Below are 15121 nucleotides of genomic sequence, written 5' to 3'. Positions count from 1 at the left end.
TGGCTGGGGCGGGTACGGGTGGGAGTGCGGGACACGCCGTGAACCCATCCCTGGGGGCTCGACATGCGCCATCCATGGCGCATGACGGTCCCGCACTCCCACCCGTACCCACCCTTTGACAGTGTGCCGGTGCGCAACGAAACAGCCGATGCGCTATCACCACGCAGCCCTGCATTGGACTGTGAGTCTCAAACTGCGCCTATCCACTTCTTCGCTTTGTGCTTCTTCGCTTTGTGCTTCTTCGCTATGTGTTCTTCATGCGACTGACGCCCAGCCCAGCGTCTGGGCCGGGCCGCGGAGCGGGATTTTCGGCGTGCCCCGCGAGCCCCCCCGCCCTGCCCCTGGTGGGCAGGGCAGAAGGCTTTTATGCCTCACCCCCACTCGCCCAACACGCTCACCGGCACGCCCATCCGCGTGCACGCGCGCGTGGCCAGGCCATCCTGCAGTGCGCGCCGGAACAACGGCGCCATCGCGCGCAGCACGTGGGCGGATGTGCGTGCCTGCGCGCGTTGCAGGGGCGTGCGCTCGAGCATCGCCGCGGCCCAGTCCGGGACCAGGGCTGCCCCCGCCCCCAGGAACAGCTCGCGCGACAACCCCGCCATCGGCACCGGCAGGCGGATGCCCGACAACACCCCCAACACCTCGCGCGAGCGCGCATCGAAGCTCAACTGCGGCAGCTGCCGGGCAAAGTAGGCGTCCACCTCCGCTTCGGTGGCCGGCACCTCCGTGGCGCCCAGCGCCTCGGCCACCCGCTTGTACTCGCCGTAGTACTGGTCCGCGACCGCCACCGGCACGTCGCGGCAATAGCGCCGGCAGCCCTGCAGGAAGCCATAGGCCTCGGTGACATGCACCCACGTCAGCAGTGCCGGATCATCGGCCGCGTACACGCGCCCATCGGGCAATTGACCGCGTACCCGCGCATGAATACGCCTGACCTTGGTCACCAGTGCCTCCACCTCGCCGGTCGGCGCATAGCTGGTGCCGGCCACGAATGCCGTGGTCCGGCGCAGCCGCCCGACCAGGTCCTCGCGGAAGTTGGAATGGTCGTACACCCCGGCCAGCGCCAGCGGATGCAGGGTCTGCAGCATCAACGCGCACAGGCCACCGGCCAGCATCCCCGGAAACTCCGAGTGCACCCGCCAGGTTGCGCTGTGCGGGCCGAACCAGCCGGGATCGCCCAGCGGCTGGTCGTAATCGATACCACTCTGGCCACGCGGGAAGGCGCCCAGGACCCAGCGCCGGATCGGCGCGGTGATCGGGCGGGAAAGACGGTGCAGCAACGGCGGCCTCACAGGGGGTCCAATCGGTGGGAAACGACCGCAGCCTGCGCGGTCGGCCACGATTCTGGCCGATCCCGGGGTCGCCAGCGAGCCTGCGTGCTCAGCGCCGGTTTCATGTGCGGCCGCAGCATGTTTTTTCCTGCGACATCTTGTCGCAGGCCGCAGGCGCAATGACGCGCTGCAGCACCGCCCGCCCATTCAGAAAACCGGGCGCGGCGGCTTCGCACCGCCCCCATTGCACGGCCCGCTGGAAGTGCTAGAACTGAATCCGCCTCAAGTTCGTCCAATGCGCTGTCGCACGTTCCAGAAGGAGCACGTCATGATCGCTTTGTTCAAGGGTTTGGGTTTGCTGTTGCAGGACAACGAGCTCTACGGGAGTCCGTTCGAAAAACAGGTCGCGCATTGGCGTAACAAGAGCGAGCAGCAGATCCGCGAGGAAGTGGATGTGCTGGCCAAGGCCAAGGGCCAATGGCTGATGGCCTCGATCGTGGGCTGGCAGGCGTCGTCCCTGCTGATCCTCGGGCTGATCAGCAACTACCTCTGGAAAGACGACTTCCATATCACCTTCACCCGCGTGGTGATCGTGTTCGGCTCGTGGATCTCGATCCTGTTCGTGATCTGGTTCATGGCCAACATGTTCGACCATACCGCCGGCTTCGAGCGCTGGATGAAGGCCTTCAACAGCCGTGCCCGGATCACCTCCGACGCTGACAGCGTGGAGTGCGTCGCCGAGGCGCTGGACATGGCCCAGCATTACCCCGAAGTGCTCGACTACAAGCAGGCCGTCACCGCCCGTCGCGAGCTGCGCCATGAGGACATCCGCATCATGCGCGAGATCGGCCGCATGAAGCAGCACTCCGAACTGGTCGGCCAGCTCAACCACGTCGGCGATCAGGACAGCCGCGGCGACCTGCACCTGCAACCAGCCTTCTGACCATCCCGGAAAGCGGGGGGAGCCACAATGCCACCGTGATCACTCACGGTGGCATTGTTCTTTGGGCTGCTCGCTCACGCATTGGCCGAAGCCCTTGGGCAGGTCCGGCACCCGTTCGGTCTTGCCCACCGCCACCGACAGGCGCCGCACGGGCGGCTGTGCGCAGGCCGCATCGGCCTTGCAGCCCGGTGCCAGCACCAGGTAGTGGCACTGGCCGCTGCTGCTGGCGATACAGGCGAACTGCGCCACCCCGTCCACCACCGTGGAGGTGCTGTACAGCGTGTCCACGCCATTGGCGCGCACGCGCGTGACCGAGGTATTGCTGGACTGCTCGCAACCGGCCAGGGCCAGCAGCATGACGCACAGGATCGGGAGGTGGCGCATGGTCGCTCCAACGTTGCGATGGACGGGGAATCACATACCGCGGAACAGGCTCATGAACGGCTGGCTGACGCTCAGCACCTCGGCACGGTGCTTGAGCTTGAGCTGGCCGCGCCCGCTGTCGTCGCGGCTGACGGCGGCCACCGCCTTCATGTTGACGATGGTGGAACGGTGCACCTGGCGGAAGCGCTGCGGATCGAGCACCTCCAGCAGTTCGCGCAGGGGCGTGCGCAGCAGGCTTTCGCCCTGCTCGGTCACCACCGTGGTGTACTTGCTGTCGGCGCGGAAGTACAGCACGTCCTCCAGCATGATCAGTTGGGTGTCGCGGCCGTTGCTGGCGGTGATCCACGCCAGCGGGGGCGTGCCCGCGGCCGCTGCGCCGCCCTGGCCGAGGCGCTGCAGCAGCTGTTCGAGCATGGCGCTGTCCGGCCGGCCCTGCTGCAGGCGCGCCAGGATCCGCTCACGGGTGGCCAGCAGGCGCTCGTCGCTGACCGGCTTGAGCAGGTAGTCCATCGCGCCCTGCTCGAACGCATCGATCGCGTACTGGTCGTAGGCGGTGACGAACACCACCTGGGTGCGTGGGCTGATCTCCGGCAGCGCGCGGGCCACGTCGATGCCGGTGATGCCGGGCATGCGGATGTCCAGGAAGGCCAGGTCCGGTTTCAGTTCGGCCAGCTTTTCCAGCGCGCAGGCGCCGTCTTCGCACTCGGCCACCAGGCGCAGTTCCGGCCACAGCCGCTGCAACTGGGCGACCAGCGACTGGCGCAGCAGGTCTTCGTCTTCGGCGATCAGGGCATCAAGCTGCATGGATGGCCTCGCGCGCATCGCGCGGCAGGGTGATGGTGGCGGCCACGCCGCTGGGGAAGTTGGACACGATGGCCACGCCGGCGCGCTCGCCGCAGGTCAGGCGCAGGCGCTCGCGCAGGTTCTTCAGGCCGATGCCGGTACCGCTGCTGCCGCCCTGGCCGAAGCCAAGGCCGTCGTCGGCCACGGTGAGGGTGACATGGTCATCGAAGGCGCGCGCGATGATCCACACCGTGCCGCCACCGGGCTTGGGTTCCAGCCCGTGCTTGATCGCATTCTCCACCAGGGTCTGCAGGGCCATCGACGGCAGTGGCAGCCCGAGCAGCGCCGGCGGCACGTCCACCTGCAGCGCCAGCCGCGCCCCCATGCGGATCTTCAGGATTTCCAGGTAGGCCTGGGTGCGTTCCAGTTCCACGCCCAGGGTGGACATCGACTCGTCGACACTGGGCAGCGAGCTGCGCAGGTACTGGATGAGGTGGCCCAGCATCTGGTCGGCACGCGGCGGGTCGGTGCGGGTCAGCACCTGTGCGTTGGCCAGGGTGTTGTAGAGGAAGTGCGGTTCCACCTGGGCGTGCAGCAGGTTGAGCTTGGCCACCGAGAGTTCTTTTTCGGTCGCGGTCTGTTCGGCGGCGGCCTGCTCGTCGCGGCGCTGCTCGGACACACGGCGGGTGATCGCGCGGGTGACCGCTTCGGCGTTTTCATGGTTGCTGCCCTCGTCCACCGCCAGCAGGTCGGCCCAGACCCCGGCGTCCGGCTCGAACAGCAGGGTGACACTGCTGGTGCCCTGCCCCGGGGTCACCGTGGCCAGCACGCTGTTGTGGCGGATCGCCAGCCGTGCCGGCAGGTTCCAGCGCGATGGCGGGCGGCCGTTGTAGGGGTCCACGCGGCGCACGCAGGCCCGCACCTGCAGGCTGCCGGCGGCACTTTCGATGTTTTCCACGCGGGGCAGTTCGGCGATGGCTTTTTCCACCAGCGCAAACGCCGGGCCGGCGTCCATCGGCAGTTCGATCTGGCGGCGCTGCCGGCTGGACAGGGTGGTGCCGTCCAGGCGACCGGCGATCAACCAGACCCGGCGGATATGGGTGATGCAGCTGCCGATCGCGGTGACCACCAGGAACATCGCCAGCAGCCCGAAGACCCAACCGGGGCCGTCGTCCATGCCGCTGAAGATGCCACTCCAGACGAAGCCGGCCACGACGATGGCGGCGGCCCAGGCCAACAGGATGCGGAGAATCAGAGCGAGGCTGGCGAACACGGCGGCGTCTTCACATAGGGAGTGAGGCGAGCATAGCCCTGCCGCCAGCGGGAACAAGCGGCATGCGACGAAGGCGGGGAATGCGGGGATGAAGCCGGCCAGCGGCCGGCCGCACCCGTGTCGATGGCTGCGGCGGGGGCACCGGCCCCGCGCCGGGGGGCCGCGCGCCCCGCCGGCGGCACCGGCGGGGCAGTAGGTCAGTTGCGCTCGGCGGCGCTGGCATCGCGCGGGGCGCGGAACTGGGAATCATTGCTCCAGTTCGGCCAGGCCCGCGCGTTGGCCAACTGGTTGCCCAGCGTGTACAGCACTTCCAGGTCGCGCGAGGCACCGGCGAAGGTCCAGTCCGGCTGCCACTGGTCGCCCTGCTGGTGGTAGCGCTTGGCGGTGTAGTCATCCGAGGCGGCCTTGCCCGCGGCCACGCCGCCGTCCACCCAGTCCTGCCCGGCCGAGTACGACACCGCCGGCACGCCGCGCTTGGCGAACGGGAAGTGGTCCGAGCGGAAGAACAGGCCGGCTTCCGGCTTCGGGTCCGGGGTGTAGCGGATGTCCCAGCCCTTGGCCACGTCCTTGAGCTGGTCCAGCAGTTCCAGCTTGGCCGACCCGTAGATGCCGAAGTCGCGCGACGGGCCGAACGGCGCCATGCCGTCCATGTTGATCACCGCCACGGTCTTGCTCAGCGGGTACAGCGGATGGCTGGCGTAGTACTCCGAGCCGAGCAGGCCCTTCTCCTCGGCGGTGACCGCCAGGAACAGCACCGACCGCTCCGGGCGCTTGCCCTTGGCAAAGCCGCGGGCCAGTTCGACCAGCGAGGCGGTGCCGCTGGCGTTGTCCAGCGCGCCGTTGAAGATGGTGTCGCCGGTGGCGTCGGGCTTGCCCACGCCGATGTGGTCCCAGTGCGCGCTGTACACCACGGTCTCGTCCGGATGCCGGCTGCCTTCCAGGCGCGCGGCCACGTTGTGCGAGGTGATCACCTCGGTCTTGACCGCGTATTTGGCCGAGAAGGTCTCGCCCTTGAGCTCGACCGGCTTGAAATCGCGGCGCTGGGCCTGCGCCTTGAGCGCCTCGAAATCCAGCCCCGCGCGCTTGAACAGGTCCACCGCCAGGTCACGCTGGATCCAGCCCTCCAGCAGTGGGTGGGCCTCGGCGGGCTTGTCGCGGACCACATCGAACATGGTGTTGGTGTTGGAACCGGCCACCGTGGCCCAGCCGTAGGAGGCCGGGGCGGTCTCGTGCACGATCAGCACGCCGAGCGCGCCCTGGCGCGCGCCTTCTTCGTACTTGTAGGTCCAGCGCCCGTAATAGGTCATGCCCTTGCCGTCGAAGTCGCCCTGGCCGCTCTCGAAGTCGGGGTCGTTGATCAGCACGACGGCGATCTTGCCCTTCAGGTCCACGCCCTTGAAGTCGTCCCAGTTGCGCTCGCCGGCCTTGACGCCATAGCCGAGGAACACCAGCGGCGCGTTCCTGATGTCCACCTCGCTGGCACCGTTCATCGCGGCGCGCACGGCGATTTCCTTGCCCTGGCTCAGCGCCTGCGGCGTGCCCTTGCTGGTCAGCGACAGGCTCGGCGTGCCGACGATATCGCCCTTGAGCAGCGGCACGGCCTGGGTCCACAGGCGCTTGCCGTCCTTGAGGTCGCCACCCGGCTGCAGGCCCGCCGCGGCGAACTGCCGGCTCAGGAAGGCGATGGTCTTTTCTTCGCCGGCGGTGGCCGGCGAGCGCCCCTCGTAGGCGTCGGAGGCCAGCTCCTTGACGTCGGCGGAGATCCGCGCGCCATCGAATTTGGGGGTGGCGGCCATCAAGGCCGACGACACCGACAACGCCAACAGGCTGATTACCACACGCTTCACGCTGCACCTCATGACTGACCGACAATCGTACGAGTGTAGGCCAGCGCCGTCGCCCGGTGCAGTGCCGCTCTACACGGCCGCCGCGCGCGCCAGCAGCAGGGCCTTCTCGCGGCCGTTGGCGGTCAGCGCGGCGGCACGTTCGAATGCGGCCCGTGCCTGCTCGGGCCGCCCCAATTGGGCCAACAGGTCGCCCTGCACCGCCGCCAGTGGCGCGTAGTCGCGCAGGCGGGCATCGGCACCCAACCGCTCGACCAGCGGCCAGGCCGCCGCTGCGCCCTGCGCCCGCGACACCGCGACGGCGCGGTTGAGCTCGACCACCGGCGACGGTTGCCGTTCGGCAAGCCGCGCGTACAACGTCGCCATCCGCGTCCAGTCGGTGTCCGCGCTGCGGCGCGCACGCGCGTGGCACTCGGCGATGGCGGCCTGCAGCACGTAGGGATCATCGCCTCCCCCCAGCGCCACCGCCTGCTGCAGTGCCGCCTGGCCGCGCGCGATCTGCAGCCAGTCCCACCGCGCGCGGTCCTGGTCGGGTAACAGGATCGGGGCACCACCGGCATCGGTGCGCGCGGCAAGCCGCGAGGCCTGCAGTTCCATCAGCGCCAGCAGGCCCTGTACCTGTGGCCAGGTCGGCAGGCGATGGGCCAGCACGCGGCCCAGCCGCAATGCCTCGTCGCATAACGCCGGGCGCATCCAGTCATCGCCGGCACTGGCCGCGTAGCCCTCGTTGAAGATCAGGTAGACCACCTCCAGCACCGAGGCCAGCCGCTCCGGCAGGGCAGCCTGGCGCGGCACTTCAAACGGCACGTTCTTCTGCGCCAGCGTGCGCTTGGCGCGCACGATGCGCTGGGCGATGGTGGGTTCCGGGGCCAGGAAGGCACGCGCGATCTCGTCGGTGGTCAGCCCGCCAAGCAGGCGCAGGGTGAGTGCCACGCGCGCATCGGCCGCCAGCACCGGGTGGCAGGCCACGAACATCAGCCGCAGCAGGTCATCGCCGATGTCGTCTTCCAGCACTGCGCTGTCGTCCGGCGCGGGCAGCGGCAGCGGTTCCAGCGCACTGCCGTGCAGCGCATGCTGGCCGGCCACGCGCTGGTGCTGGCGCAGCACGTCGATGGCACGGTTGCGCGCGGTGGTCATCAGCCACGCTCCGGGGTTGTCCGGGATGCCGTGCGCGGGCCAACGCTCCAGCGCGGCCAGCCAGGTGTCCTGGGCCAGTTCTTCGGCACGTCCTACATCGCCGCGCAGCATCCGCGCCAGGCGTGCGATCAGGGCCGGCGATTCCATCCGCCAGAGCGTGTCCAGTCGTTGCGAAAGCGCGGTGTCCATGCGCGGATCAGAGCATCGGCGGCGGCCTGGCACAAGTCCGCCGCCATCGCCCGCGTAGGCCTTATCCCGGCTCGCCATCCATGTGCGCGATTTCCCACAGGTGGCCATCCAGGTCCTGGAAGCCGCGCTGGTACATGAACCCGTAGTCGCGCGCCGGCATCGGTTCGCTCGCCCCGGCCGTGAGCGCCGCGTCCACCAGCGCGTCGACCGCGTTACGACTCTCCGCCGACAGGCAGGTGATCACCTCGGTGCTGCTGCGTGCATCGCTGATCGGCTTGGGCGTGAATCCGCTGAAGAAGGGCTCCACCAGCAGCATGACGAAGATGCTGTCGCTGATGATCATGCAGGCCGCATTCTCATTGGTGAAGGTGGGGTTGAAGGCGTAACCCAGCGCCGCGAAGAAGGCCTTGGAGGCCTCCAGGTCGCGCACGGGAAGGTTGACGAAGATCATCTGCAGGGGTGCGGTCATGGTGTCGTTCCTTGGCGGGACTCAGGGCTGTTTCATGCAGTTGACCATCCACGGCTTGCCGTAACGGTCGATCAGGAAGCCCCAGCGATGCGCCCAGAACGTCTCGCCGATCGGCATCTTCACCTCGCCGCCGTCGGCCAAGGCCTTGAACACGCGCTCGGCCTCTTCCACCGTGTCCACATCGATGTTGATGGTGGTGCTGTTCTCGCCACCGCTGGATGGGCCATCGGCGGCCATCAGGATCGCGCCATCCACCTCCAGCTGGCTGTGGGCCACGTGGTCGAGCGTCTCCGGCGGCATCTCGCCGCAGCCCTCGGCGCCCTCCATGGGCGGCATGTCGCGGTACTTCATCTCCGAGGTGACCTTGCCGCCGAGGACCTGCGCGTAGAAGGCCATCGCCTCGTGGGTCTTGCCGTTGAAGCCAAGGAACGGAATCAGTTTCATGGGTGTGCTCCAGGGAGAAATGGGTCAGTCGGCGGCGCCGATCTGCTCGCGCAGACGCTGTTCCTGCGCCTGTAGTTCCGGGGTGAAGGCGGCGCCGAAATCCTCGGGACTGAGGATCGGGCGCAGTTCGACCACATCGCCGGGGGCGAACGGGGCGCGCTTGAGCCATTCGGTGGCCTCGTCCAGCGACCGCACCTGCCAGAGCCAGAACCCGCAGACCAGCTCGCGGGTCTCGGCGAACGGGCCGTCGATCACCCGTGGCGGCTCGCTGCCGAAGGCCACGCGACGGGCGCGCGAGGTCGGGTGCAGGCCCTCGCCCGCCAGCATGATCCCGGCCTGCACCAGCTGTTCGTTGTAGGCGCCCATGGCGCGGATTTCCTGCTCGGTCGGCATCAGGCCGGCCTCGGTTTCCTCGGTCGCCTTGACCAGGACCATCACTTTCATCGTTGTCTCCTGCCGGACAGGCCCGGGACCCGGGCCCTTCATGGAGTACAACGTTGCACGGGCCCGGAAATCGACACACCGGCGCAAAAAATATTCCGGCGATGCGGTGGGCGCGCCGGGCCGACAGCCTGAACAGGTAAGTCCTGTCGCGCTGCAACACCGTCGCTGCGGCGCCTGGGGCATGATGATCGCCCCGTCCCCGGAGCGTTCGGCCATGCAATTCCTGCTGCTGATCTACATCGATGAAGGCCTGCTGCAGGCCCTGCCCGCCGAGGAATACGACCGCCTGATGCGCGACTGCCTGCAGCACGCCGACGCACTGCAGGCGGATGGCACGCTGGTGTTGGCCCAGCAACTGGCGCCGGTGGACAGCGCGCGTACGCTGCGCACCCGCCAGGGCCAGGCCCGGGTCACCGACGGCCCGTTCGCCGAAACCCACGAACTGCTGGCCGGCTTCAACCTGATCAACGCGCGCGACCATGCGCAGGCGCTCGCCATCGCCCGGCAGTTCCCGTGGTCGCGCTTCGGCAGCATCGAAGTGCGTCCCCTTGCCGACATGCAGGCCGAGCGCGCGCGCGTCGGTCTGGAACGCACGCTTACGGCAACAACGTGATCTTCAGCTCGCGCGCGCCCACGCCTTCGTTGCCGCTGTAGTCGCGCACACTGGCGCGGATCACGTAGTCGCCCGCCGGCAGCGCATCCGGCTGCCAGCGACCGGTCTCCACCACGCCGTCGCGCACGGTGTTGCTGACCAGGTAGCGGAAGCGGGTGACCGCGCTGCCGTGCACGGTGATGCCGCTGTCCGGCGCATAGGCCACCACGGTGGCGCTGTTTTCCGGCGGCATGCGGTTGAACACGATGTTGAAACGCGGCTGCTCGTAGCCCGGCAGCGGCTGGCCCTGCGCGTCGAGGATCTGGTAGCCCACCTGGTAGGCGCCCAGGCGCCGGCGCGGCAGGTTGCGGTCCACCTGGTCCCACGCTTCCACCACGATCTGCACGCCCGGCCCCTGGCGCGGCACCGGCACGCGTCCGCCGGCGGCGGCCCTGATCGGCTGGTCCAGGTCGTCCAGCAGTTCCACCGCGGTGATGCGCGGGGCGAAGCGGTCGGCATAGCCGGTAAAGCCCAGCGCCACGGCATTGCGTTCGAAGCCACTGGCACCCACGCTCAGGTGCACGTGCGCCATGCGGTTGATGCTGCCCAGCGGTTCGCCCACGCGGAAGCGGGTGCCGCGACGGACGCGGATGCGTTCCAGCTTGCCATCCAGGTCCAGCAGTGGCTGCCAGCGCGCGTCGAAGGGCTGCCCGCGTGGGTCGCGCCCGACCTGCATGTGGATGTACTTCAGCCGCCCCAGCGCCAGGCCCTCGCCCTGCCCGCCCACCGCCCAGCTCGCCGCCGCGCTGTCGACCTTGCCATCGGCGACGGCCAGCACGCGCTGGCCGACATCACCGCGGATGTCGAAGCCGCCGTGCAGGTGGTGGCGGCTCTCGCCGCTGAAGTTGCCGCGCACCTCGCCCAGCGTGCCCACCACTTCATGCCAACCGTCCTGCGGTGCCAGTGGCCAACGGCCTGCGGTGGCCGGCAGGGGCGCGTCCGGCGCCGGGCCGGTCACCGCCGGTGCGGGCGCACTGCCATCGGCGGCGGCACGCAGCCGGTGGATGCGGTAGGCCGCCGCGTCCGCCAGGTACAGCCCGCCCTGCGCGTCCAGGGCCACCCCGCTGGGGCGGGCAAAGCGCGGCTGCGGGGCTACCCCGGCCAGTGCCACCTGATGGCCCTGCGGGGACACCTGCACCACCTTGCCGTTGATGTCGCCCACGTACAGCACGTCATCGTGGGTGACCGCCACCGAGAGCGGCCCGCTGAGCACCCCACCGCCGACCACCTGGGTGCGCAGCGTGCCATCGGGGGAAAGGCGCCGGATCGCATCGTTGTACAGGTCGGCGATGAGCAGGTTGCCGTGCGCGTCCAGCGCCAGCGCCACCGGCGTGTCCAGCCGTGTTTCCGCGCCGATGCCGTCCACGTTGCCCGGCGCGTCGCCACCGGCCAGCGTACGCACGTTGCCATCCGGTTCGATCACGCGGATACGGTCGTTGTAGGTGTCGGCCACGTACACGCGGCCGGTCGCATCGACGGCCACGCCCATCGGCCCGTCGAAGCGCGCCTGCAGGGCCGCGCCGTCGGCGAACCCCGGCTGGCCATCACCGGCCACGGTGGTCACGTTGCCGTCGGTGCCGATCCGGCGGATTCGATGGTTGCCGGTATCGGCCACGTAGACGTTGCCCGCCGCATCCAGGGCGATACCCGAGGGCGTGTTGAACTGTGCCTGCAATGCAGGGCCATCGCGCCAGCCTTCGCCGGTGCCGGCCAGCGTGTCCACACGCCCGTCCGGATGCAGCCGGCGGATGCGGTTGTTGTCGCCCGCGTCGGCAATGTAGGCAACCCCGTTGCCATCCAGGGCCAGCGCATAGGGGTCGGCGAAGCGTGCCTGCGCGCCGGCGCCGTCGCGCAGGCCATCCACGCCGTCACCGGCCGCGGTCTCGATATGCGCCTGCCAGCCCAGTGGGGTCGGTGCCGGGCCGCGTGCCACCGGCGCCTGCACGGCCGTGGGAAGGAAGGTCCACGCCAGCCCTGCCGCAGTGGCCACCACCACCGCCACCACCATCCACTGCCAACGTTTCATTGCGTTCCTTGCATGCATCCGGGCCACGACCTTAAACGTTGCCCGTGTGCGTGCAAACCCCTTGCGCTTGTGTCACCCCGGTGTTCCGGGTTCAATCGTCGTTCTCTCCACGGAAGGATGATCCATGCCAAGCCTGCGCCATCGCCTCACCGGCTGTTTGCTGCTGGCGCTGTCTGCTACCCCGGCGCTGGCCGGCCCCGACAGCCCTGCCGCACCCACCGGCACCCTGCGGGAAGACGCGGCGGCGGCCATCGTGGACAGCATCACCCTGGCCGAACGCGGTGACAGCGTCGGCGCGCTGCTCGGCTTCGAACGCGCCTTCGCCGATCCCGATACCGCGCTGCTGTCCGAGCCACTGCGCCTGGACGGCCTGATCACCGCCGGGCGCACCGCCTTCAACGCACGCCAGGCGGCGCAGGCCCGCACCTACCTGGACGCGGCGCTGCAGCAGGCGCCGGACGACCCGCGCGCCCTCTACGTGCTGGGCCGCCTCCTGCTGTGGCAGGAAGACATGCTGGAAGGCACCCGGTTGATCACCCGCGCACTGCGTGCGTCCGATGCGATGCTGGGCGACGTCGACATCCAGATGGCGCATGCGCTGGTCGACGTGCTGCAGGACCAGCCCGATGCACGGCGCGAGCTGCTGCAGGTATTGTTCGACCGCGACTGGAAGGACGAGGGCATCGAGCCGACGTCGCTGTGGCTGCAGCTGGCCGTGCTGCAGGCCGACGCCGGCCAGCGCGAGCGCCTGGCCGCGACCGTGGCGCGCATCGATACGCCGATGGAGGTGGTCGCCCTGCGCACCGACAAGCGCTTCGACGCCGTGGTCGACCGCCGCGACCCACGCTTCGATCCGCTGCACTCCGCCCGCCGCTACACCGATGCCTTGCGGGTGGAAGGACTGCTGCGGCCCGAGCGCAGTGACCGCGTCGCCGACTTCACCGACACCCTGCTGCTGATCGGCGAGCACGAACAGGTGCTGTCCACCAGCGAGACGCTGTACACGCGCCTGTCCGCGCCGAACGCACCGCGCAGCTTCGTCGGCGCCGATTACGCGGCCTGGGTGCTGAGCCATCGCGCGACGGCCGAACACCGCCTGGGCCGCGATGACGCCGCGGAGGCCACGCTGCTGCTGGCCGCGAGCCTTGGCGAGGCGGAGGCCCCCGGCAACCCGCTGCTGCAGCTCTACCTGGCCAGCTGGTACCTGGCACGGGAGCAGCCCGAGCGCGCATTGGAGGCGATCGCCGGCCTGGACCCTGCGCCGATGTTCGGCGAGTACATGCGCCAGTGGATCCGCTTCAGTGCCTACCGCACCCTGGGCGATGCCGACCGCTCGGCGCAGGCGCGCGCCTGGCTGCAGGCCAACCAGGGCGAAGGCCGCGCCGCTTACGTGGACGTGCTGCTCACTGAAGACCGCATCGACGATGCAGCGCGGCAGTTGATCGCCGACCTGCAGACCACGGCGCACCGCCAGGACGCCCTGCTGCTGATGCAGGACTTCCGCATGCTGGCACCGATGGCCGGCGACGTGGCCAACGACAGACGCTGGCAACAGCTGCTGCGGCGCGCGGACGTGCTGGCCGCGGCACGGGCCGTCGGCCGCATCGAAACCCAGCCGATCTACGGTCGCAGCGCCTGGCGGTGAGGCGTAGCGGCGCGGCTTGTGCGCGCCGTGCTTCCGGGGTTCAATCGGGCCACCGCCATGGAGGCAAGGATGCAACGATGACCCGAGGTGCCGGCCTTACCCTCGCCCTTCTGCTTGCGCTGCACGCCGCACCCGGCGTGCACGCCGCGCCGCATGCCCCGGCCCCGGCCAGCGCCGCACGGCCACTGGTGCCGGTACCGGCCGACCTGGCCGCCGCACTGGATGCCGCGGCCGAACAGGGCCAACAGGGCGATGCGCGCGGTGCGGGCGAAGCGTTCGACCGGTTGCTGCAGGACCCGCGCCTGACCCTGCTCGATGACACGCAGCGCAGCGCGGTGTGGATGGCGGCGGCCTGGACGGCCGGCACGCTGGAGCAGTGGACCCTGGCCAGGCAGCGCGTGCGGGAAGCGCTGCGGCTGGACCCGTCCAACAGCCTGGCGCGCTACTTCCTCGGCTCGCTGCAGATCGATGCGGGCGAACTCGACCAGGGCGCGGACAGCATCATCCGGGCGGTACAGACCGAACCGGGCACGCCCACCCTGCGCACGGCACTCGCATGGGCGCTGGCCGCGCACCTGCGTGACCAGCCTGCGCGCCTGCGCCCCTTCCTGCAGGCGCTGTTCGACAAGGGCTGGACGTCCGATGGCGTGGAACCGGACGACCTGTGGCTGAGCCTGGCCACCCTGCAGGCCGACGCCGGCGAGGCCGAGGCGCTGGCCACTACGCTGTCCCGCATCGACGGCCCCCGTGAGTTGATCGCGTTGCGCAGCGACAAGCGCTTCGATCCGTACCTGAAGCGCGATGATCCGCGCCTGGACCCGGTCCGCGCCGTGCATGCGCGCATCGCGTCGTTGTCCGACACCCTCCGGCGCACCCCGCAGTTCAACGACCTCACCACCGAGTTCGGCCGGCTGCTGCTGGTCGCCGGGCGGGAGGAGGAGGTGCTGACCCTGACCGAACCGCTGCTCGCCATCGCTGCAGGGCCCGAGGCGCTGCCGGCGGAGCAGCGCCGCAGCGTGGCCTGGCTGCTGGACCAGCGCGCCACCGCGCTGCGCCGGCGTGGCGAGCATGCGCAGGCCGTCGCGTCCCTGCGGCTGGCCGTGCGCGCGGCCGATCCGACCGGCGATACCGTCAGCCAACGGTTGAACCTGGGCGTGTTGCTGGCCGGCCTGGAGCAGCCCGAGCCGGCGCTCGCCGAGGTCAGCGGGCTCGGCGACGTCAGCGCGTATGGCGAAAGCACCCGCGCACTGGTCGAGCTGGTCAGCGCGCTGCAACTGCGTGACGCGGCCAGGGCCGATCGCGCGCGCACGGCCCTGGCCGCGGTGCGTGCGCAGGCCCCGCAGAACCCACTGGAAGGCCTGCTGGCCGACGACCGCATGGACGACGCGGCGACCGCGCTGATGGCGATGCTGGCCTCGCCGCGTACGCGCGTCGATGCGCTGCTGTCATTGCAGGACATGCGCACCGTGCCGGCGTTGCCAGGCGATGCCGCGCGCACCGCGCGCTGGCGCCAGCTCAAGCAGCGCCCCGACGTGCAGGCCGCGGTGCGGCAGGTCGGGCGCATCGAACGCTATGCGTTGTACGGCGACGACGACACGCGCTGAGCCGGCACCGCGC

General features: G+C 69.8%; 14 protein-coding genes. 4 read left to right on the top strand and 10 right to left on the bottom strand.

Annotated elements, in window-relative coordinates; all coding sequences use genetic code 11:
• Nucleotides 1-371 precede the first annotated feature (371 nt).
• Nucleotides 372-1292, bottom strand: coding sequence for an oxygenase MpaB family protein (locus tag AC1DGC_RS11240; protein ID WP_394164274.1), 921 nt, complete (start codon nt 1290-1292; stop codon nt 372-374).
• A 307-nt stretch (nt 1293-1599) separates the two neighbouring features.
• Between AC1DGC_RS11240 and AC1DGC_RS11235 the strand changes: the two genes are divergently transcribed.
• Complete coding sequence (locus AC1DGC_RS11235) at nt 1600-2214, top strand: hypothetical protein (RefSeq protein WP_259207234.1); 615 nt, start codon at nt 1600-1602, stop codon at nt 2212-2214.
• A gap of 39 nt (nt 2215-2253) precedes the next feature.
• Here the strand turns inward: AC1DGC_RS11235 and AC1DGC_RS11230 are convergent, their stop codons facing one another.
• From AC1DGC_RS11230 to AC1DGC_RS11195, 8 genes are all read right to left on the bottom strand, one after another.
• A complete protein-coding gene (locus tag AC1DGC_RS11230; RefSeq protein ID WP_394164275.1) occupies nt 2254-2598 on the bottom strand; it encodes a hypothetical protein in 345 nt (114 codons plus the stop codon).
• Nucleotides 2599-2628: 30 nt separating this feature from the next.
• A complete protein-coding gene (locus tag AC1DGC_RS11225) occupies nt 2629-3402 on the bottom strand; it encodes a LytR/AlgR family response regulator transcription factor (protein WP_394164276.1) in 774 nt (257 codons plus the stop codon).
• Entirely contained in the window at nt 3392-4654 is a 1263-nt protein-coding gene (locus AC1DGC_RS11220; protein WP_478047883.1) for a sensor histidine kinase, read from the bottom strand. Before AC1DGC_RS11220 ends, AC1DGC_RS11225 begins: the two co-directional genes overlap by 11 nt.
• Before the next feature lie 197 nt (nt 4655-4851).
• The gene (locus AC1DGC_RS11215; protein WP_478047882.1) at nt 4852-6501 is read right to left on the bottom strand and encodes a M28 family metallopeptidase; all 1650 of its coding nucleotides are present in this window, start codon (nt 6499-6501) and stop codon (nt 4852-4854) included.
• Nucleotides 6502-6570: 69 nt separating this feature from the next.
• Nucleotides 6571-7824 carry an RNA polymerase sigma factor gene (locus AC1DGC_RS11210; protein ID WP_478047881.1) on the bottom strand — a complete coding sequence of 418 codons (1254 nt, stop codon included), beginning with the start codon at nt 7822-7824 and terminating at the stop codon, nt 6571-6573.
• Nucleotides 7825-7885: 61 nt separating this feature from the next.
• On the bottom strand, nt 7886-8293 hold the full coding sequence (locus AC1DGC_RS11205; RefSeq protein ID WP_259207243.1) for a VOC family protein: 408 nt from the start codon (nt 8291-8293) through the stop codon (nt 7886-7888).
• 21 nt (nt 8294-8314) lie between these two features.
• The gene (locus tag AC1DGC_RS11200) at nt 8315-8737 is read right to left on the bottom strand and encodes a VOC family protein (RefSeq protein ID WP_478047880.1); all 423 of its coding nucleotides are present in this window, start codon (nt 8735-8737) and stop codon (nt 8315-8317) included.
• Nucleotides 8738-8761: 24 nt separating this feature from the next.
• Nucleotides 8762-9181: a YciI family protein gene (locus AC1DGC_RS11195; RefSeq protein ID WP_259207246.1), complete on the bottom strand. Its 420-nt coding sequence runs from the start codon at nt 9179-9181 to the stop codon at nt 8762-8764.
• A gap of 214 nt (nt 9182-9395) precedes the next feature.
• On the opposite strand from AC1DGC_RS11195, the gene AC1DGC_RS11190 reads away from it, so the two are divergent.
• Nucleotides 9396-9794: a YciI family protein gene (locus AC1DGC_RS11190; RefSeq protein ID WP_478047879.1), complete on the top strand. Its 399-nt coding sequence runs from the start codon at nt 9396-9398 to the stop codon at nt 9792-9794.
• Here AC1DGC_RS11190 and AC1DGC_RS11185 read toward each other — a convergent pair.
• The gene (locus AC1DGC_RS11185; RefSeq protein WP_478047878.1) at nt 9778-11859 is read right to left on the bottom strand and encodes a gluconolaconase; all 2082 of its coding nucleotides are present in this window, start codon (nt 11857-11859) and stop codon (nt 9778-9780) included. The genes AC1DGC_RS11190 and AC1DGC_RS11185 overlap by 17 nt on opposite strands.
• 124 nt (nt 11860-11983) lie before the next feature.
• Between AC1DGC_RS11185 and AC1DGC_RS11180 the strand changes: the two genes are divergently transcribed.
• Together AC1DGC_RS11180 and AC1DGC_RS11175 are read left to right on the top strand one after the other, a co-directional pair.
• A complete protein-coding gene (locus AC1DGC_RS11180; RefSeq protein WP_478047877.1) occupies nt 11984-13504 on the top strand; it encodes a tetratricopeptide repeat protein in 1521 nt (506 codons plus the stop codon).
• A gap of 77 nt (nt 13505-13581) precedes the next feature.
• Complete coding sequence (locus AC1DGC_RS11175) at nt 13582-15108, top strand: tetratricopeptide repeat protein (RefSeq protein ID WP_394164284.1); 1527 nt, start codon at nt 13582-13584, stop codon at nt 15106-15108.
• Nucleotides 15109-15121: the final 13 nt, after the last annotated feature.

This window comes from Stenotrophomonas sp. 05N37, from assembly GCF_056397365.1.
This window is presented reverse-complemented; position numbering and strand designations above follow the sequence as displayed.